Here is a 19,317-nt window from a genome sequence, read left to right on the forward strand (position 1 = left end):
AAACTGGCTGAGAGTTAAAGTTTTAGTTGCTGTTGCATCATTTCCAGAATCTCTTGCCACAGTGGGCGAATGGGTTCGAGTAAGGCCAAGTTATGTTGATAAAGCAGCACACAAAGGCCGAACCCGACAATCAAGGCAATCAGATTGAACAGGTGGCTACGCTGCATTTTTTGCCCGATGTACCAGAGCAAGGTGAGAAAAGCCCCCATCAGCATGCCGCCAATATGTGCGGCATTGTTGATTCCACTGATCATAAAGCCCAGCGCGAGGTTTAGACCCATCACCATCACCAGGGTTTTTTTATCCAGAATAAAACGTTGCTGTGGCAGCATTGGCAATAAAGCCAGCACCGTGAGTGAAGCACCGAGTCCCATCACGGCACCAGATGCGCCGGCACTGACCGCAGGCAATAAATCGGGATTGGCCACACCGCCTTCGATCAGGCTATAGCTGTCCTGAATGTTCATATAGCCACTGAGCAGGCTGCCCATTAATCCGGCACACACATACAGGCCAATAAAATACATCCGGCCAAACAGCTGTTCGGCAACACTACCAAAAATATACAAGGCCCACATATTCAACATCAGGTGAATCAGGCCAAAATGAAAAAACATGCTGCTAAACAAGCGCATGGGTTCCGCTAAATAGGTTAAAGGTGCATAATCGGCACCCCAGAGAATAGCGTCTCGGGTACTCGGCTGGCTAACATCCATGCCATGCATGGCTTGCCAGCCAAATAATCCAACATTGATCCCGATTAAAATGGCGGTGATCCACCAGAGATGCATTTCAAGTTTGCGATGTTCGACAGGGGGAGAGTATTCAGACATGCTATTTTTTTGCTGTGATTGTATATTTCGAATAAGCTTAACACGAAAAATTAAATTTTCAGGAGTAACGCACTGACATGAAAGCCTTTCTGATCCGCACGATGCTTGTCATCGTCAGTGTGATTCTACTGGTTCAATTGTGGATCTTTGCCAGTCTGGCCTGGTGGCGAACCAATCCGGTGAACACCACCATGATGATGCGGATTGATTACTGGACAGAACCTTCCAAAGCGATTCAGCATCAGTGGCGTCCCTATGACGAGATCAGCCTGAATCTGAAACGTGCCATCGTCACTGCGGAAGATGGAAAATTTATTCATCACCATGGTTTTGACTGGGACGGAATTCAAACTGCGCTGAATAAAAACAGAAATCAGGGCCGTGTAGTGGCCGGTGGTTCGACAATCTCCCAGCAATTGGCGAAAAACCTGTTCCTCGTCAACAAGCGTTCATTTGTGCGTAAAGGTCAGGAAGCGGTCGCGACCTGGATGATGGAACGCATGTGGTCGAAAGAACGGATTCTGGAAGTCTATTTAAACTCGATCGAGTTCGGGGATAATATCTACGGCGTTGAAGCAGCGGCCAAACATTATTTTGGTAAAACCGCGCAAAGCCTGACCCGGGATCAAGCCATCTTTCTGGCGACCATTCTCACCAATCCGAAATACTTCCAGGATCATCGCAATTCCTCTGCATTAAATGCTCGTAAGCGGATGATTCAGCGCTATATGCGTTATGCAGAATTACCTTAATTGATGATTTGAGGAGAAAGCCCAAATAATTGGGCTTTTTTTTTATGAAATTGTCATCAATTTGAAGCATACTTGGAGCGATAAGCACAATTTTAAATCCGCATAGGTTTGATATGAATACGGCAGCCAGCACAACTTCAGCACAGCCCGAATATACATATAATGATCGTTATATTAATCGTGAACTGTCTATCCTAGACTTTCATTTACGTGTCTTGGAACAGGCTGTCGATCCTTTACATCCATTGCTCGAACGCATGAATTTCCTGTTGATTTTCTCGCGTAATCTGGATGAGTTTTTTGAAATCCGGGTCGCCGGGATGATGGAACAGCTGGATCTGGACAATGAAAGCCGGAGCCCGGATGGCTTGACTCCAAAGCAGGTTTTAGAACAGATTTCTAAAACGGCACATGCCGCCATTGAACGCCAGTACCGTATTTTAAATGAAGAAATTTTGCCAAAACTGCGTGAGGAAGATATTTGCTTCTTGCGCCGTGGTGAATTGACCCCAGCGCAATCTGCCTGGATTAAAAAATATTTTCAGGAGCAGGTTGCGCCGGTTCTCACGCCGATCAGCCTAGACCCAGCGCATCCATTCCCGCGGCTGGTGAATAAATCACTGAACTTTATTGTCACGCTGGAAGGCAAAGATGCCTTTGGCCGTCAGATTGATCTGGCTGTGGTGCCTGCACCGCGTTCACTGCCACGCGTAGTGCGTTTACCGGATGAACTGACCGATGGAAAAGAACATCATGTGATGCTGTCTGCGATTATTCATGAGCATGTCTCTGATCTGTTCCCGGGGATGACGGCGACTGGCTGTTATCAGTTCCGTGTTACCCGAAATGCCGATTTAGCCTTGAATGAAGATGTCGAAGATCTAGCTAAGGCACTCAAAGGTGAACTCAGTTCACGCCGTTTTGGTCGTGCAGTACGTCTGGAAGTGACAGAAAATTGTCCGCAGCATATTTATGAATATCTGCTGAATGAATTTGATCTGGACGACGAGCAGCTTTATAAAGTCGCGGGCCCGGTCAATCTGGCACGTTTGCTATCTAACTTTAAACGTCCGCATTTACGTTATGACTCGCATACTCCCATCATTCCTAAAGTACTGAAAAAATCTGAAAATATTTTTAGTGCGATGCAGAAACAGGATATTTTGCTGCACCATCCTTTTGAATCTTTTGCGCCGGTCATTTCATTATTACGTGAAGCGGCACGCGATCCGCAAGTGCTGGCGATCAAGCAAACCTTGTACCGCAGTGGGCCAGATTCTGAAATTGTGCAGGTACTGGCTGAAGCTGCCCGCAATGGCAAGGAAGTCACCGCAGTGATTGAATTGCGTGCACGTTTTGATGAAGAATCCAATATTGCGGTGGCCAATGTCCTGCAAGAAGCGGGTGCGGTCGTGGTCTACGGCATTGTTGGTTACAAGACTCACGCCAAGATGATTCTGGTGGTGCGCCGGGAAAATAACAAACTGGTGCGCTATGTGCATCTGGGCACCGGTAATTATCATGCCGGCAATGCGCGAATCTATACCGATTATGGTCTGTTAACGACGGATAAAGATCTGTGTGAAGATGTGCATCGTATTTTCCAGGAACTGACCGGTATGGGGAAAATGGCCAAGCTGAAAAAGTTGCTGCATGCGCCGTTTACCTTACATGCCCAGTTACTGAACTATATCGATAATGAAATTGCCTATGCTCAGGCAGGGAAACCGGCGCAGATTATTGTCAAAGTCAATGCGCTGACCGAAATGCAATTGATTAACAAACTCTATGAAGCCTCTCAGGCCGGAGTACAGATTGACCTGATTATTCGGTCGATTTGCAGTTTGCGTCCGGGTTTGCCGGGTCTGTCGGAAAATATCCGGGTGCGTTCAATTGTCGGACGTTTCCTGGAACATACCCGCGTGTATTATTTCAGCAATAATGGAAATTCACGTATTTATTGTTCAAGTGCAGACTGGATGGATCGTAACCTGTTTAATCGGGTCGAGGCCTGTTTCCCGGTCGAAGATGAAGCCTTGAAAAAACGCATCTATCAACAAGGTCTGTTGAATTACCTGAAAGACAACCAGCAATCTTGGTTATTGCAAGGTGATGGTACCTGGCTGCGGGCACAGCCAAAAGAAGGTGAAAAACCACATAATGCACAACGTATTCTGTTAGAGCTGTTTAAATAAGTTTAAGTATTTAAAGAGGCTGAATATTCAGCCTCTTTTTTATTTCGAACATACAATTGAACTGTTTAAGCTGAGTCTGATCAGTTTTCGATAGATGTGTTTGACCTGACTATACATCTGATAATCTTTCATCTGAAGCTGGTTTTGTCGTTCGGTTTGCGATTTATGCTGACTCATTACTTGTAATAACTGTAATTCAGCGAAGTTGAGACAGGCTTTAACGCTGGGCTGGTGCAGGAGATAGTCTGCCAATTCAGTATGAATGTAGGCTCCACCGCGCAAGACAGTTTTTAGACTATCAGCGAACTGGGGTAATGAATCATGATGCTGCATATAGCTATCTGCGCCGGACAGCAAGGCTGAATAGATCAGTGCTGTGGAATGAGTATTGAGTATGCCAATAACGGGCGTATCTAGGCTTTGCTGTTTCAGCGGACGGATCACACTGATCTCTGAAGTTGTTGCTGCATGATAAAGAATCAGGTTGGGCAGATGTTCAGTAATCATGGATTGTGCGGACAGCATATTGTCCGCATACAGCAGCATATCTGGCTGATAGCCGAGTTGCTGTAGCACGGTCTGGATTTTTGACAGGTCGAGTCCAGTCGGTGAACGAATCACTAAAACCGGTGCAGGCAAAAGGCTAGCCAATAAAACGCGATCCTGTAGATGCGATAGAGAGCTATACTGTGAATCAGGCAGATGCAAATGCCTATCCCAAAGAATAGTGATTTAGCTGAAATGTAGAGATTCTAAGTTTCTAGGCGGACTGGATGCATTCAATTCAAGATATAAAAAAGGAGCAACATGTGCTCCTTTTTATTATCTATAGATCAGGCAGCATCGTGCTGAGTGATTTTCTGGAAAATCTGTAATAGCACATCAAACTCGCTTTGCAGCGGTGTGCTTTTACGGGTTACCAATGCCAGGGTACGACTTGGGGCTGAATCGATCGCTTTTACCTGAATCTCAGGATTGCCTTTAATCATATTGGTATGAATCGCGATTTCAGGTAACAAGGTAAAGCCAAGATTGGCTGAAACCATTTCAATTAAAGTCGGCAGGGAGCTGGCTTTTAAACGATGATCATTTTTACGTTCACCAATCGGGCAAGCACTCAAGGCATGATCACGCAGACAGTGACCTTCTTCAAGTAACATCAGGCGAGACAGATCCAGATCTTCTAAAGAGTTTGCTTGTGCAGCATGCTGATCAGATTTTTGGTAAACCAGATACAGATTTTCTTTGGCAATTTCAGCAACTTTCAGACCACGGGTGTCGAAAGGCAATGCCAAAGCCACCATGTCCAGGTTGCCATGTTCCAGCTTTTCTACAATCTTTTCACTTTGCGCTTCATGCAGATGCAACTGGATTTTTGGTAATTGCTTATGTACTTCGTCCAGAAGCTGTGACAACAGGAAAGGTGCAATTGTTGGAATAACGCCGAGATGTAGATCACCGGTTAAAGGTTCACTCATCTCACGACTTAAACGCATTAGGTCCTGAGCATCGGCCAGTAGAACACGTGCGCGTGCAACCACTTGTTCACCAAGAGGCGTTAAACGAACATTCTGGCGGTCGCGTTCAACAAGTACGCCACCGAGTAAACGCTCCAGCTCCATGATGCCGCCAGACAAGGTTGACTGGGTGACAAAGGAGCGGCGAGCAGCTTCTGTAAAGTGTAGCGTCTCTGACAGTGTTACGAGGTATGACAGCTGTCTTAGGGATGGTAATGCAGCCATAGTGTCCTAATGTTTATGATTTAAAATGATCAGCAAATAATTCGCTAAGATATGGAATAAAATGCGGTGGGATATCATGCCCCATTCCATCAATTAATTCAAATTTAGCCCCTGAAATTGCTTTCGCAACGGCCTTGCCATGGCTAGGAGGCAGCAATCGATCTCGAGAACCATGGACTACCAAGGTTTCTTGTTTGATTTGCTTGTCCAGTTGCAGCAATGAGCCTGTACATAATATTGCTAAAAACTGTTGAAGTACACCAGCAGGATAGTAACTTCGCTTATATAATTTACGGGCGGTCTGTACCGCTTCCAGATGATTGACATAACCTGGCGAGCCGATGATCTTAAACAGTTTCAAACTATGATCAACAATGCCATCTTCATCTGTTGAAGCCGGTTTGTCAATCAAACTAAAGAGTTGCTTAGGGAAGGGCGGTGGCAACATCGGCTGGTTATTACTGGTAAACAGTAAGCCCAGTTTTTTGACTTTGTCCGGATAACGCGCTGCCAGAATCTGGGCAATCATACCGCCCATTGAGGCACCCAGCACATAGACCTGTTCCAGCTGCATTTTTTCAATCAACAGACTGACATCTTCGGCCATATCATACAGATCATAAGGTGCACCCTGATTACCCAGACCCAGCACAAACCGGCTCATCATTTTCAGGGTATTCAGGCGTGGACCTTTGTGATGGACTTTTGAAGACAGACCAATATCACGATTATCAAAACGGATGATGTGATAGCCATTGTCTATCAGTGACTTGCAGAAAAAGTCAGGCCAGTACAGCATTTGCCCACCCAGACCCATAATCAGCAAAATGGTGGGATGTTCCGGATTTCCGCCAACCTCGACATGTAGCTGGATCCCATTGCCAAGATCAACCTTGGTTTCATGCATAAACGAGGTATATGGGGAAAGATTAAACTGTGCTGCGCTGTACATAGTCGCTGTCCTAATTAAAGGATATTTCGTTTAAAAAATATCCGTGCTATTAAACCTCTAAACCGCAGCAGGAATCAAGTCAGGAACCTGTTTGGTCAAGGCCAGACGCTGTTTGGCTGCAGTGGCGCCCAAAAGCACGAAACCACGTAAGGTGCCGTTAGCATCGAACGCTTTAGCCAGCATGCCATCGTCAAACTCTTCAGTTTCCCAGGTGACATTCACATCAACCGGTGCAGGCAATACCGTTAAAGGTGCAGCAGGCGTTTTAACTGCCACTGGCATAGCCGGATAATGCACGGCAGTATGTTCACCATTTAAGGTTTTTGCCAAAGCGCGGGCTTGTTGCATGATCGGCATAACATAAGGCAATAAAGTTCCATTGACCTCGGCACAGTCGCCCACAGCATAAATATCGACCTGGTTGGTTTCCAGTTGTGCCGTGGTTAACACTCCGCGACTGGTATGTACGTCTGCCTGTTTCGCCAAAGAAATATTCGGCTGTAAACCCACCGCAGATAACACTACATCAGCAACCAAAGACTGACTGTTGGCCAGCGTGACCAGATAATCACCATTGTCCGCACGAGAGACTTTTTCGACTGTTGTGCCCAGGACAAAGTGAATGCCGGTTTCTTCAAGGTTTTTCTGGAATGCTGTGGCAACATGTTCTGGCAATAAACGGCCAAGCGGCTGAGGAGCTAAATCAATGACTGTGACTTGATGATCGGTATTTTGCAGGTCATTGGCAAATTCACAGCCAATCAGGCCTGCACCTAAAATCACTACACGTTTGTCTTCACGTGCTGCCAGATTGTTACGGAAAGCTTTATAGTCACTCAAATTGTTGACGACATGAATATCATCGCTGGCATCACCGGCAATCGCCAGACGTACCGGATTGGCACCGATGGCTAATACCAGTTTGCTATAATGTTGCGTGCTTTCCTGGCCATCTTTTTCCAAAACCAGTTGATGATCTTCCGGATGAATCGCCTTAACCCAGGTATGCTGTTCAATGCGCATATTCAGCTGTGCCGACATTTTAGCTGCATCGCCTAGTGGAATTTGTTCAGGTGCTTTATTGCCGGCCAGAGCATTGGAAAGCGTCGGTTTGGCATAATTGACCGCATCATCCGCACAGATCATCAGCAATTCATGTTCTGGATTAAGTTTACGAAATTCACGTGCTACGGCATAACCCGCCATACCTGAACCAATAATGACGATAGGATGCATAGTTGTTTCCATATGGTAGAGCTCCATGCTGTATAAATGATTGAAAGGCATAAAAAAAGACCATATGGATATGGCCTTTAACTGGACGTGATTAGACTTCGATCATTTCGAAATCAATTTTAGACACGCCGCAATCTGGACAGGTCCAGTCATCTGGGATATCTTCCCATTTGGTGCCTGCTACGATCCCGTCTTGAGGCCAACCTTCTGCCTCGTCATAAATCCATCCACATACGATGCATTGAAACTTTCTCATGTAACTCTCCAAAACTGAGCAATTGTAGGCGTCAGCTTAAAATCCATAAAAGGCAAGACTCTAAAAGAATATGACTTTTTAACAGTGAACATATTTGGCTAAATTTTTACGCAGTTCTATTCATAAAGTAAAGTGAATAAAAGCTTAATCAGCGAAATTAGCAGCAGAATAGACGACACATTCCTCATTTATCTAAAAATCACGCCAATCAGCTTTTCTGGCGTAGGCGGTTAAAGGATAAAAAGCTGACGATGGCAAAAATGAGTGTTTATCTTGTGCGATAGACCAAAGTCGTGCAGTAAAAACTTGAGTTTTTAGGTAATTTAAAATCAGTAAAGTCCGGATTAAATATTTTTAAAATAAATCAATATAATAAAATCAATATCTTGTAATTAAACGTCGGGTTTTTATTAGGCAGCTTGGCTTGTCCGCTCTACTCAAATAGGTTTAAAATTCCCATATTCCTTTTCTTTTTTTAAGATCTCCCATGAGCAATTTGTCTACTTCTTTGTGGTCTCACATTCGTACGGTCCAAGATTTTCCAAAACCAGGAATTTGCTTCTTTGATTTGACCCCACTTTTCATGAGCAATATTGGTCCATTGACTGACGCTTTGATTGCCAGCATTCCTGCTGACAAACTGGCAGAAGTAGAAAGCTTTATTGCGGTTGAAGCGCGTGGTTTTGTGTTGGCAAGCTTGTTGGCACAACGTACAGGCAAAGGCTTATTGTTGGTGCGTAAAGCAGGTAAATTGCCACCTCCAGTGGTCGGTGTGGGTTATAGCCTGGAATATGGTCTGGATCGTTTAGAAATGTCTGCGGAAGTTCAGTCCCAGAAAGTAATTATTGTGGATGATGTTCTGGCAAGTGGCGGAACCTTAAAAGCAGTGAATGAACTGGCTCAAAAATGTCAACATGAAGTACTTGGTGCAAGTATTTTCCTTGATCTTCCTGACCTACATGCTGAATTAGGCCTAGATATCTGGTCAGTGCTGGATGACAAATCTCAGCCTGAAGCGGCAGTTGCTTAAGTCATAACTTTAAAAAAAAAGCCCCAAAATTGTGGGGCTTTTTTATTGCCTGATAAAATGATATTCGATTTCCTGAATCAGCTCGTTCACCTGTTCTGGGTGTTCCAGACGATGATGTCCGCCATCAATAGCATGAATCTGCATATAATCTTCCAGCTGAGCTTGTACAGCATGCATATCCAGAATTTCATCGCCCAGTTCAAGATAGGCAAATTGAGGAATGTCATGCTGTAAATCGTGATGCCCAATCGGCGGATAATCATCGCGGAAGTTAGGCTGCAAAATGGGATTAGCCACTACACAGGGAATTTGATACGCCTGTGACATTTTCAGTGCCCAATAACCGCCAAGACTGTGGCCGACCAGAATATCCGGTTTGATGGTTTCAATCATCTCATGATAAAACTCGGTGACCGAACTATAACTCAGATTTCGATAATCGACATCGATACAGTATTTATGTACCACATCAATGGCATGGAACTTGGTGGATTCTCTGGAGGAATCTAAGCCATGTAAAAACAAAATCTTAGACATAGTTCATTACTCATTTTTATGGGACATGCCATATTGGTTATTTGTTGATTGGCACATCATCTTCAATCTGAGCGTCATTGTAGAACGTCTGGGTGTACAAGGCAGTTAGCTATTGGTCTAAGCCACAATTTTGCAGTGCAATGATTTTGTATAACCCCTGTCTGATTTAAACTTTAATCCCAACTGAGAGCAGCGGGGTGCTGCAAAAGGTTGAAGAAAGGGAATTTAAAAGAGTGACAGACGGGCTGAACCGAATGGTATAAATAGCAGGATAGTGGATTTTTCCAAAGAAAAGCCGGTTCCTGAGAGTGTTTGCGCTACGATTTGAGAAGGATTTCTGCTATTCTATGCAACTTCTATTTTTTAACTAATTTTATTCGAGGCAGAGATGACGCAAACTAACGCTCAATCGACTTCTGAACAAATCATTTCCGAAAACGATTTAATTGCACAGCGTCATGCCAAGTTAAAGCAAATCGAAGCTCAGGCACAAGAAACAGGTAAGAGCCCATGGCCGAATACCTTTAAGCGTGAGCATTATGCCCAAGATTTACAAGACCAGTTCGCTGATAAATCTAAAGAAGAAATTGAAGCAGGCGAAAAGGTCTACGTCAAAGTTGCCGGTCGAGTGATGTTGAACCGTGGTTCATTTATTGTGATCCAGGACATGACAGGTCGTATCCAGCTTTATGTTGCGCGTAAAGAACTCGCTGAAGATGTACTGGCTACCATTAAAGGTCTAGACCTTGGCGATATCATTGCAGTCGAAGGTTATATCGGCCGTTCGGGTAAAGGCGATTTGTATGTACACATCGAACATTTTGAATTACTGACCAAATCATTACGTCCGCTTCCAGACAAGTTCCATGGTTTGAACGATACTGAAGTAAAGTATCGTAAACGTTATCTTGATCTGATTGTTAACGAAGAAACACGTAAAACTTTTGAGATTCGTGCCAAAGTCGTAGCGGGTATCCGTGCCTTCCTGACTGAAAAGCGTTATATGGAAGTTGAAACGCCAATGATGCATGTGATTCCAGGCGGTGCATCGGCACGTCCTTTCGAAACACATCATAATGCACTGGACATGTCATTGTTCTTGCGTATTGCGCCAGAGCTCTACTTAAAGCGTTTGGTAGTCGGTGGTTTTGAACGTGTGTTTGAAATTAACCGTAACTTCCGTAACGAAGGTGTTTCTACCCGTCATAACCCTGAATTCACCATGATTGAATTCTACCAGGCGTATGCAGATTACAAAGACTTGATGGAATTGACCGAGCAAATGCTAGAGCGTCTGGCGATTGATATCTTGGGTACGACTGACGTGCCTTATGGCGATGAAGTGTATAGCTTCAAAGGGCCATTCAAGAAAATTTCAATGTTCGATGCGATTCTGGAAAATAACCCGCAATTTACTCCTGAAAATGTCAATGACCGTGAGTTCCTGGCAAAATTCCTTCAGGAAGAATTGAAAGAGCAAGTGAAGCCAGGTTTTGGTCTGGGCAAACTGCAAACCATGGTATTTGAAGAAACCGTAGAAACCAAATTGCGTCAGCCGACGTTCATTACTGAATATCCAGCGGAAACTTCTCCATTGGCACGCCGTAATGATCACAATCCACACATTACCGACCGTTTTGAATTCTTCATCGGTGGTCGTGAGTTGGCAAATGGCTTCTCGGAATTGAATGATCCAATCGATCAGGCTGAACGTTTTCAAGCACAGGTTGCTGAAAAAGATGCTGGTGATGATGAAGCTATGCATTACGATGCAGACTTTGTCGAAGCACTGGAATACGGTCTTCCTCCAACAGCAGGTGAGGGTATTGGTATTGACCGTCTGGTGATGATCTTTGCCAATGCAGCAAGTATCCGCGATGTGATCTTGTTCCCGCATATGCGTCATAAAAATGCTTAAATGCTGAATTCAAAATAACCCACCATTGTGTGGGTTATTTTTTGTCGATACATCTGAAAGCTTGAGTAAAAAACAACAGTTTAATCGTTGAAAATTAACATAGGAGCGATTAAGGTGAAGCAGAAAATAAACTTGAGAATATTCATCCCATGTTGCTAAAAAAACATTATTGAGTGTGTTACTGACTACGCTTGCGCTTCCTGCTTTTGCTCAGGGTCTGGTTCTAAATGATGCAAATTTGCGTACGGACCTAAACTGGTTAAACCAGCAAGGGGTTATTCAAATCAGTACCTCAACCTGGCCACTGAGTGGGGATGAAATTCAACGAGCCTTATCAAATGCGCAGATCAGCAATACTGTACAGCAGCGTGTAATCGATTCGGTTCTGGCTAAACTAAAGGCAGATAATCAACAGCTAAAATTGGGTGTATTTGCAGAAACCGATCAAAAACATATTCCACAGGCTTTCGGGGATCAGCAAAAAGCACAATATCAGGCAGCTTTAGAGTTTAATGCTGGCAGTACGAATTGGGATGCCAAGATCAGGGTGAATGCTGAAAAAGATCCACAAATTGATAATGATCAGGATGTAAATCTTGAAGGTTCTTATCTGGCAGGAAAACTTTGGAATCAATGGTTGATTGCTGGGCAGATTCCAACTTACTGGGGGCCAAGCCATGATGGCAGCTTGATTCGTGGTGATGCCAGTCGTCCAGTCTATGGCTTTACAGTTCAACGTGCAGAACAGACAGCATTTGAAAATAAATGGTTATCTTGGATTGGGCCGTGGCAATATCAGGCTTTTGCCGGTCAACTCGATGACTATAGCGCAGTTCCAGACGCCAAATTGATTGGTTTGCGTGTTACAGCACAGCCTTTACCTTATTTAGAGCTTGGTGCCTCGCGTGCGATTCAGTGGGGTGGTGAAGGACGACCTGAAAGTTTAAGTTCGCTGTGGGATGCTTTTGTAGGTAGTAAAGATAATGGGGGTACAGGTGAACCAGACCCATCTAACCAGATTGCCGGTTTCGATGCGCGGTTAAATTTATTTTCTCTTACCCAAATTCCGGTGGGTCTATATGCTCAATATGTAGGAGAGGATGAGGCTGGGGGCTTACCTGCAAAAAAAAATGTATTTGGCTGGAATCGACTATTCTGCTAGTTTGAGAAATATGCCATACCAAGTTTATGCAGAATGGGCAGATACCCGTACCAATGGTAAAGCTCAAGGGATTTCTTATAATCATACGAATTATACAGATGGTTTTTATCAGCATGGTTATCTTCTAGCACATGCTTTAGGTGGTGATGCGCAGATGATTTCCGTAGGTGGGGATATTCGTATTGATTTTATGAACCGCTTATCAGGTCGTATACTTTTTGCTGATGTGAATCAATCGGAACGTGCCGCTGTTAATAATGCTGCTTTTGCTTTTAATGATGAAATTAAAGCATTGGATTTGACCTGGTCGCATTATATCTGCCCAGAAATGCCGCTTAAAATTAATGCATGGGTCGGTGATTCAAAGGTAAATGGTCGAGATAGCGGAGTTTCTTTAGGTATCGAAATACCATTAGAAAAAGGCTTGTTCAGTTATTAATTCTTAGCCATGATTAAATCCTGCTTAAACGCAGGATTTTTTTAGCATTTTGAAAAACTATAAACAAAAAAAACGCAATGATTGGGGTTGTCATTGCGTAGAAAAAGGAATGTCTTTCAAACTACTTCATTAACTGTGGAGAGAGTTAAATCTGATTCCTTACTGAATACAATCATAATAGGATGCATTCTCATATGACTCATCAGTATTCATGTTAATACATGTTAAATAAGGTTAAAACTATGAAGATTATGTGGGGATATTTGCATCATTTTTGCGCAATTTTAGCTTAAACAAAAAAGCTCTTCATCAGAAGAGCTTTTAAGAGCAATTTTTTCTAATTAAAAATGGAATACACCGAGGCCAGATTTAACTTCATCCAGTGTCGCCTGGGTAATATCGCGACATTTATCCGTACCGGTTTTCAGGATATCCATGATGTAATCGGGATCTTTAGCCAGTTCAATACGACGCTCACGAATTGGGCCGATCAATTCTTTTAAAATACTTTCCAGACGTTTTTTCACTGTACCATCGCCTAAACCACCACGACGATAATGGGCTTTGAGCTCTTCCAGCTCTTCTTTATTTGGGTCAAAGGCATCTAGATAAGTAAATACCACATTGCCTTCGACCTGACCTGGATCTTCAATACGCAGATGATTCGGATCGGTATACATTGCATTGACGGCTTTCTTAATATCTTTATCTGTCGCATCCAGCACAATGGTATTGCCCAAAGATTTCGACATTTTTGCTTTACCATCAAAACCAGGTAGGCGACCAACATTGGAAAGAAGTGCCTTACATTCTGGTAGCAGGTCATGACCAATTTGACGGTTTAAACGACGCACGATTTCGTTGGTCTGTTCGATCATTGGAATTTGATCTTCACCCACAGGAACAACCGTTGCCTTAAATGCTGTAATGTCAGCAGCTTGAGCCACCGGGTAGCACAAGAAGCCGGCTGGAATATCACGCTCAAAACCACGCATCTGGATTTCAGATTTAATGGTCGGGTTACGCTCAAGACGTGAAACAGTCACAAAGTTGAGATATAGCATGGTCAGTTCATTTAAGGCAGGTAAGCATGACTGAACACAAATTGTGGTTTTAGTTGGATCAATACCGACAGCCAGATAATCCGTCGCCACTTCAATAATGTTACGACGTACTTTTTCAAAATTGTCCGCATTATCAGTTAGGGCTTGAGCATCGGCGAGTAACAAGTGTTGATGGTGAGAATCTTGCAGACCTACACGAGAGCGTAATGAACCCACAAAGTGGCCGAGGTGGAGTTGTCCGGTAGGACGGTCGCCCGTCAAGATCACTGGACGATTATCTTGATTACTCATTATCTATTCCAAAGGGTAGTCAGTACTACAGCTGTATTTTAACGAATGGCAACATTGTACGGCATTCTGTTTTTGATTGTCAGCCAGAAAAAAAGCTGTCGCAAAAAAATCTTATAAATTAAACAAGTGAATACAATATTTTTAAGAATTTTGATTAAACTATCTGGAAAGAAGATAAGGATAATAAGTATGGCGAGCAGTTTATTACTATTATTAGATGATATTGCTACTGTTCTGGATGATGTCGCTGTCATGAGCAAAATGGCAGCAAAAAAAACAGCAGGCGTCCTTGGTGATGATCTGGCTTTAAATGCGCAGCAAGTGACAGGTGTGCGGGCTGATCGTGAATTACCGGTGGTCTGGAAAGTTGCCAAAGGTTCTTTTGTTAATAAACTGATTTTGGTGCCGCTGGCATTATTAATCAGCTTTATTGCAGGCTGGCTGATTAATCCCTTGTTGGTGCTGGGTGGTTTGTTCCTATGTTATGAAGGCGTGGAAAAAATTATTCATACCTTGCATACACCGAAGGCCAAGGACGCGGAACAGGCGCGTGAGCAATTGATTCATACAGAAATGGATTTGCACCAGTTTGAAAATGAAAAAGTCAAAGGTGCTATTCGCACTGACTTTATCCTGTCTGCTGAAATTATCGTGATTACTTTGGGAACGGTCGCCGCAGCCTCGATGCTGACCAAAGTGACTGTTTTAAGCCTGATCGCGGTGGTGATGACCATTGGTGTTTATGGTTTTGTTGCGCTGATTGTCAAACTGGATGATATCGGTCTGCATCTGACTGAACAGCAGTCCGATTTTAAACAAAAAATAGGACGTGGCTTGTTGGCATTTGCCCCGATCTTAATGAAAATTCTCTCCATTGTTGGGACCGCTGCGATGTTTCTGGTGGGCGGTGGAATTATTAACCATGCTATTCCTTTTATTCATCACTTTACTGAAGACAGTGTGGCCTATGTGCAGGATATTCCTAGCATCGGTAACATTGTTGGTGCCGTGACGCCGACCTTGATTAATTTCGCAGTAGGAATTTTAGCGGGTCTGCTGGTGATGCTGGTCATCAGCCTGATTAAGAAAATCTGGCCTAAATCATCAAAAGCTTAAGGTGTGGAAATATCTGGATATTGAGCAGATTAAGAAAAGGAAAAGACTATGCGTTGGAAAGGTCGTCGTGTCAGTAGCAATGTAGAAGACCGTCGCGGTGGTGGTGCCAAAGCTGGCGGAATCAGTATTGTTGGGTTGATTGTAGCCTTTGTGGCCTGGAAGTTTTTTGGTGTCGATCCACAGCAGGCTTATCAAACCACCAAGCAGGTCACTCAGGGTGTATCGGGTGCAGCAGAAACACGTGGCCTGGAAAATCCCACGCCAGAACAGCAGGAGTCGATTGATTTTGTCGGAACTGTATTGGCAGATACTGAAGATACCTGGAATCAGGTGTTTCAGCAGCAGTTAAATCAGCAGTATGTCCCACCGAAACTGGTGTTGTTTAACGGCATCGTGAATTCTGGTTGTGGTACTGCTCAGGCGGCGATGGGGCCTTTCTACTGCCCGACAGACCAGAAAGTGTATATCGATACTGCATTCTTTAAAGATATGCGTACCCAAATGGGCATTACCGGAGAACAGAATGCCACCGAACTTTCCCGCAATGATCAGGCTGGGGATTTCGCGCTGGCCTATGTCGTGGCCCATGAAGTGGGGCATCATATCCAGACGATTTTAGGTATTTCTTCTCAAGTACAGCAAGCACGTCAGCAAGCAAGCGAAGTGCAAAGTAATCAGCTTTCAGTGCGTCAGGAATTGCAGGCAGACTGTCTGGCCGGCGTCTGGGCTTACCATAATCATGAGCGAACCCAATTTTTGGAACAGGGCGATGTGCAGGAAGCGATGGATGCCGCTCATAAAATTGGCGATGATTATTTACAGAAACGTGCTCGCGGGCAGGTGGTGCCGGACAGCTTTACCCATGGCAGCAGCGCGCAGCGGGTACAATGGTTTAACACCGGCTTGAAATCCGGTCAAGTTGCGAATTGTGATACCTTTAATCAAAATATTTAAATGACTTCGATAAAAAAAGGAGCAGATGCTCCTTTTTTTATTTATGCAGAAAACGCCGGAAGTTTCTTAATATCTTGATACTGACAAATAATGCAGCCAAAGCAAACAGTGCAATTGCAAAGACTGTATATTTGAGGTTGCTCATGTCATTTTGATAAAACTGCTGAATTTCTTGTTTGTTATATTCTAAAGCAGTTGCTTTGCCGGTTCGGCTATCTCTGAACTGGATTTTTTCAATATAGAACAGATTTCCCGCTTTGATTAAGTCAACAGTCTGGATTTGACGGGTATGCGATTGATTGTCTTCATCGCTACATAAAGCGCTGTAATGTTCACAGTTGATTTTGGCCACATAACCATTTCCTGCAATCAGAATAAAAATTGCATTGTCTGGTCGCTGGTTATTGGACACCAATACATACTGTTCGCCGGCTGTACTTTTTAAGGGAATGCTGGTGGCTTGCTGATAATGCTGTTCTGCTTGCAGAATTTCCTGAATTTTAGCAAAGCAGGTAAAACATAAGGACAACGTGATCAGAAAAATCACGCTGGCAAAACAGAGACGAAAAATGGTTTTGACAGTTTGATGCATGGGAGAAAAATTCAAAATAGAATGATGGGAAAGCAAAAGCCGAGTGCTGCCCTGTATGTTAAATCATCATTCGAAAATACTGAAAAGAAACTTAACTCAATTCGATAAAAAAGCGGACTAAACTTGTTTTGCCAGAATACCTTGCTATTTAAATCTCTATTTTAACAACGCCTCTCGGCGCATAGTGCTCCATATCGCCCGATTTTAGGAAACCGAATGGGAAATTTCTTTTTTCTTCAGCTACTCACGGTGGTCTTTGCTCTGTCTATTGCCACGACCATGTTTAATAAGCGCGTTTTAGGCTTTCCGCAAGCGATCGGTGTCCCTATTGTCTCTGCAATCTTTGTTTTCATTTTGCAGTGGGGCGCCAGTTTACTGCATGGTAATCCATTCTTTAGCATCAATATTGACAATATCGAGCAGGCTGTTCGTCACGTCGATTTCTATGATTTTCTGATCAATGGTGTGATCTGTTTTATCCTGACTTCATCTGCGCTGAAGTTTAAGGTCTCAGATTTGCGTAACCACTGGCGGCCGATCAGTATTTTGGCTGGTCTGGCTTTGGTGTTCTGTGCAGTGTTCTTTGGTGTGGTGTTGTATGGTTATCAGTTCCTGATTGGTAAACATGTTGACCTGCTGGTTTTGCTCTTGCTAGGGGCGGCCTTGGGCGCCACAGATCCGATCGGCATCAAAGGCGTATTGAGTTCGGTTCGCGCACCGCATCATTTGATTGTCAAGCTTGAAGGCGAATCACTGTTTAATGATGCAATGTGTATTGCCTTATTTATGACCTTGCTCAATGTTCTGCAAGGTGAAAACTTTACGGTACTGGCAGTGCTGCAAACCTTGCTTTATGAAATTGTCGTGGCGGTGCTGATTGGTCTCGGATTCGGTTTTGCGATCTTGCGGATTTTGCGCGGTAAGCATGAAATGGAATCTCTGATTTTGACCACGGCCTTGCTGGCTTGTGGTTCCTATCTGGTGGCTTTGCTGGCACATGCTTCCGCGCCAATTGCCTGTGTGATTGGTGGTTTGATTGTTGGCAATAAATGGAAAGAAATCCTGGCAGATGCTGAAATTGGTGACGTTAATCATTTCTGGCATACGGTTGAGGGAATTATCAATTCATTCCTGTTTACCCTGATTGGTCTAGAATTGTTTATTCTGGACTTGAGTACCAGTCTGGTTCTGGGCGGAATGGTGGCTTTTGTGATTCTACATCTGGCCCGTTTTGCAGCCAACTATCTGGCCTTTGCCATGTTCCCAAAAGTCAGCAAGAAAAGCTATAACGGCAGTTTGACCATCCTGTCTTGGGGCGGAGTACGGGGCGGGATTTCTTTGGCCTTAATTCTGGCGGTCGCCAATGTTCCTCAGCTGGAAGCCTATAGCAGTATTCTGGTGGGCTATACCTTTATTGTAGTGCTATTGTCCGGTGTGGTATGTGGCTTGGGCCTGCCTGCGGTGATGAATGCGTTTTATTATAATCCCAATGAAGAGACGCAGGGCTTTAAAGGCTGGTATCAACGCATGTGCCACAAGCTGAATCGTAAGGGTTTTCGCTATATTGTTGGAGAAGATGCCAAAGGAAATGAGACTATTACTATCTTTCAGCCAGAAATTCTGATTGATCAGAAAGATGCAGATGGCGTCGCCACGGTGCACCATCCAGATAAGGTTCAGGAAGTAAAACGCTTAGAAAATCCGGATAATTTCTAAAGATAAAACTTAAAAGATCAAGATGCTGCTGGATTATTTTTATCATGAGATGAGAAAGTTTGAATCAGCGTATTTCATCAGGCTTAAACACTCTCTGATAGCTTTTTATGGATAGGTTGAAGTGTGATCTTTTATTTAAATGGGCTATTGAATAGATGAAAATGACCCAGACAAGTTCAGCCAGTCAGGAAATGGCAGAAATGATTTTGGCTGTGGTCAATCAGATTCCGTATGCCAAAGTCGCCACCTACGGACAGATTGCTAGACTGGCAGGTTTACCCAAACATGCGCGATTGGTCGGTCGGGTTCTAAGTCATCTAAATGCGGACACCGATATTCCTTGGTATCGGGTGATCAATGCCCAGGCGAAAATCAGTGTGAAGCAACTGGACGAACATGGCCAGAATATCCAGCAGCAAAAACTCATGCAGGAAGGAATTTTTCTTAAAGGTGATCGCTTGGATTTAAAACGCTATCAATGGGATGGTCTGGTCAAGATATAAAAAAAATCCCCACTTGGTGAAAAGTGGGG

General features: G+C 43.8%; 17 protein-coding genes and 1 pseudogene. 9 read left to right on the forward strand and 9 right to left on the reverse strand.

Annotation, left to right across the window (positions count from 1 at the left end):
- Positions 1-14: 14 nt before the first annotated feature.
- On the reverse strand, positions 15-833 hold the full coding sequence (locus tag NI466_RS01905; RefSeq protein WP_005262372.1) for a rhomboid family intramembrane serine protease: 819 nt from the start codon (positions 831-833) through the stop codon (positions 15-17).
- A gap of 77 nt (positions 834-910) precedes the next feature.
- On the opposite strand from NI466_RS01905, the gene mtgA reads away from it, so the two are divergent.
- Together mtgA and ppk1 are read left to right on the forward strand one after the other, a co-directional pair.
- Complete coding sequence (gene mtgA / locus NI466_RS01910; protein WP_253172528.1) at positions 911-1,585, forward strand: monofunctional biosynthetic peptidoglycan transglycosylase; 675 nt, start codon at positions 911-913, stop codon at positions 1,583-1,585.
- 113 nt (positions 1,586-1,698) lie between these two features.
- Positions 1,699-3,780: a polyphosphate kinase 1 gene (gene ppk1 / locus NI466_RS01915; RefSeq protein ID WP_005246972.1), complete on the forward strand. Its 2,082-nt coding sequence runs from the start codon at positions 1,699-1,701 to the stop codon at positions 3,778-3,780.
- Positions 3,781-3,819: 39 nt separating this feature from the next.
- Here the strand turns inward: ppk1 and NI466_RS01920 are convergent, their stop codons facing one another.
- The 5 genes from NI466_RS01920 to rubA form a co-directional block, all read right to left on the reverse strand.
- Positions 3,820-4,431: a response regulator gene (locus NI466_RS01920; RefSeq protein ID WP_253172529.1), complete on the reverse strand. Its 612-nt coding sequence runs from the start codon at positions 4,429-4,431 to the stop codon at positions 3,820-3,822.
- A gap of 182 nt (positions 4,432-4,613) precedes the next feature.
- Positions 4,614-5,522, reverse strand: a complete 909-nt coding sequence (oxyR, locus tag NI466_RS01925) for a LysR family transcriptional regulator OxyR (protein ID WP_004279412.1) — start codon at positions 5,520-5,522, stop codon at positions 4,614-4,616.
- 13 nt (positions 5,523-5,535) lie between these two features.
- Positions 5,536-6,474 carry an esterase EstB gene (estB, locus tag NI466_RS01930; RefSeq protein WP_004646272.1) on the reverse strand — a complete coding sequence of 313 codons (939 nt, stop codon included), beginning with the start codon at positions 6,472-6,474 and terminating at the stop codon, positions 5,536-5,538.
- A gap of 57 nt (positions 6,475-6,531) precedes the next feature.
- The gene (gene rubB / locus NI466_RS01935) at positions 6,532-7,710 is read right to left on the reverse strand and encodes a rubredoxin reductase RubB (RefSeq protein ID WP_253172581.1); all 1,179 of its coding nucleotides are present in this window, start codon (positions 7,708-7,710) and stop codon (positions 6,532-6,534) included.
- A gap of 91 nt (positions 7,711-7,801) precedes the next feature.
- Positions 7,802-7,966 carry a rubredoxin RubA gene (gene rubA / locus NI466_RS01940; protein ID WP_004646274.1) on the reverse strand — a complete coding sequence of 55 codons (165 nt, stop codon included), beginning with the start codon at positions 7,964-7,966 and terminating at the stop codon, positions 7,802-7,804.
- 487 nt (positions 7,967-8,453) lie between these two features.
- Here rubA and NI466_RS01945 point away from each other — a divergent pair, with 487 nt between their 5' ends.
- A complete protein-coding gene (locus tag NI466_RS01945) occupies positions 8,454-8,996 on the forward strand; it encodes an adenine phosphoribosyltransferase (RefSeq protein ID WP_004279416.1) in 543 nt (180 codons plus the stop codon).
- 42 nt (positions 8,997-9,038) lie between these two features.
- On the opposite strand, the gene NI466_RS01950 is transcribed toward NI466_RS01945, so the two are convergent.
- Positions 9,039-9,533, reverse strand: a complete 495-nt coding sequence (locus NI466_RS01950) for a YqiA/YcfP family alpha/beta fold hydrolase (RefSeq protein WP_253172530.1) — start codon at positions 9,531-9,533, stop codon at positions 9,039-9,041.
- A 388-nt stretch (positions 9,534-9,921) separates the two neighbouring features.
- Between NI466_RS01950 and lysS the strand changes: the two genes are divergently transcribed.
- The gene (lysS, locus tag NI466_RS01955; RefSeq protein WP_071850582.1) at positions 9,922-11,451 is read left to right on the forward strand and encodes a lysine--tRNA ligase; all 1,530 of its coding nucleotides are present in this window, start codon (positions 9,922-9,924) and stop codon (positions 11,449-11,451) included.
- A gap of 169 nt (positions 11,452-11,620) precedes the next feature.
- Positions 11,621-13,052 (forward strand): annotated as a pseudogene (locus NI466_RS01960) (capsule assembly Wzi family protein).
- Positions 13,053-13,393: 341 nt separating this feature from the next.
- Here the strand turns inward: NI466_RS01960 and trpS are convergent.
- Positions 13,394-14,407, reverse strand: a complete 1,014-nt coding sequence (trpS, locus tag NI466_RS01965) for a tryptophan--tRNA ligase (protein WP_004279419.1) — start codon at positions 14,405-14,407, stop codon at positions 13,394-13,396.
- A gap of 189 nt (positions 14,408-14,596) precedes the next feature.
- Here trpS and NI466_RS01970 point away from each other — a divergent pair, with 189 nt between their 5' ends.
- Positions 14,597-15,523, forward strand: coding sequence for a DUF808 domain-containing protein (locus NI466_RS01970; protein WP_004646278.1), 927 nt, complete (start codon positions 14,597-14,599; stop codon positions 15,521-15,523).
- 48 nt (positions 15,524-15,571) lie between these two features.
- The gene (gene ypfJ / locus NI466_RS01975) at positions 15,572-16,477 is read left to right on the forward strand and encodes a KPN_02809 family neutral zinc metallopeptidase (protein WP_004279421.1); all 906 of its coding nucleotides are present in this window, start codon (positions 15,572-15,574) and stop codon (positions 16,475-16,477) included.
- A 37-nt stretch (positions 16,478-16,514) separates the two neighbouring features.
- Here ypfJ and NI466_RS01980 read toward each other — a convergent pair whose 3' ends face one another.
- Positions 16,515-17,069, reverse strand: coding sequence for a hypothetical protein (locus tag NI466_RS01980; protein ID WP_071850583.1), 555 nt, complete (start codon positions 17,067-17,069; stop codon positions 16,515-16,517).
- Between the two features lie 216 nt (positions 17,070-17,285).
- Here NI466_RS01980 and NI466_RS01985 point away from each other — a divergent pair, with 216 nt between their 5' ends.
- Together NI466_RS01985 and NI466_RS01990 are read left to right on the forward strand one after the other, a co-directional pair.
- Entirely contained in the window at positions 17,286-18,785 is a 1,500-nt protein-coding gene (locus tag NI466_RS01985) for a cation:proton antiporter (RefSeq protein ID WP_005246963.1), read from the forward strand.
- Positions 18,786-18,946: 161 nt separating this feature from the next.
- The gene (locus NI466_RS01990; protein ID WP_081401204.1) at positions 18,947-19,288 is read left to right on the forward strand and encodes an MGMT family protein; all 342 of its coding nucleotides are present in this window, start codon (positions 18,947-18,949) and stop codon (positions 19,286-19,288) included.
- Positions 19,289-19,317: the final 29 nt, after the last annotated feature.

Origin of the sequence: Acinetobacter lwoffii, assembly GCF_024129595.1 — a bacterium.
Taxonomy (GTDB): domain Bacteria; phylum Pseudomonadota; class Gammaproteobacteria; order Pseudomonadales; family Moraxellaceae; genus Acinetobacter; species Acinetobacter lwoffii_O.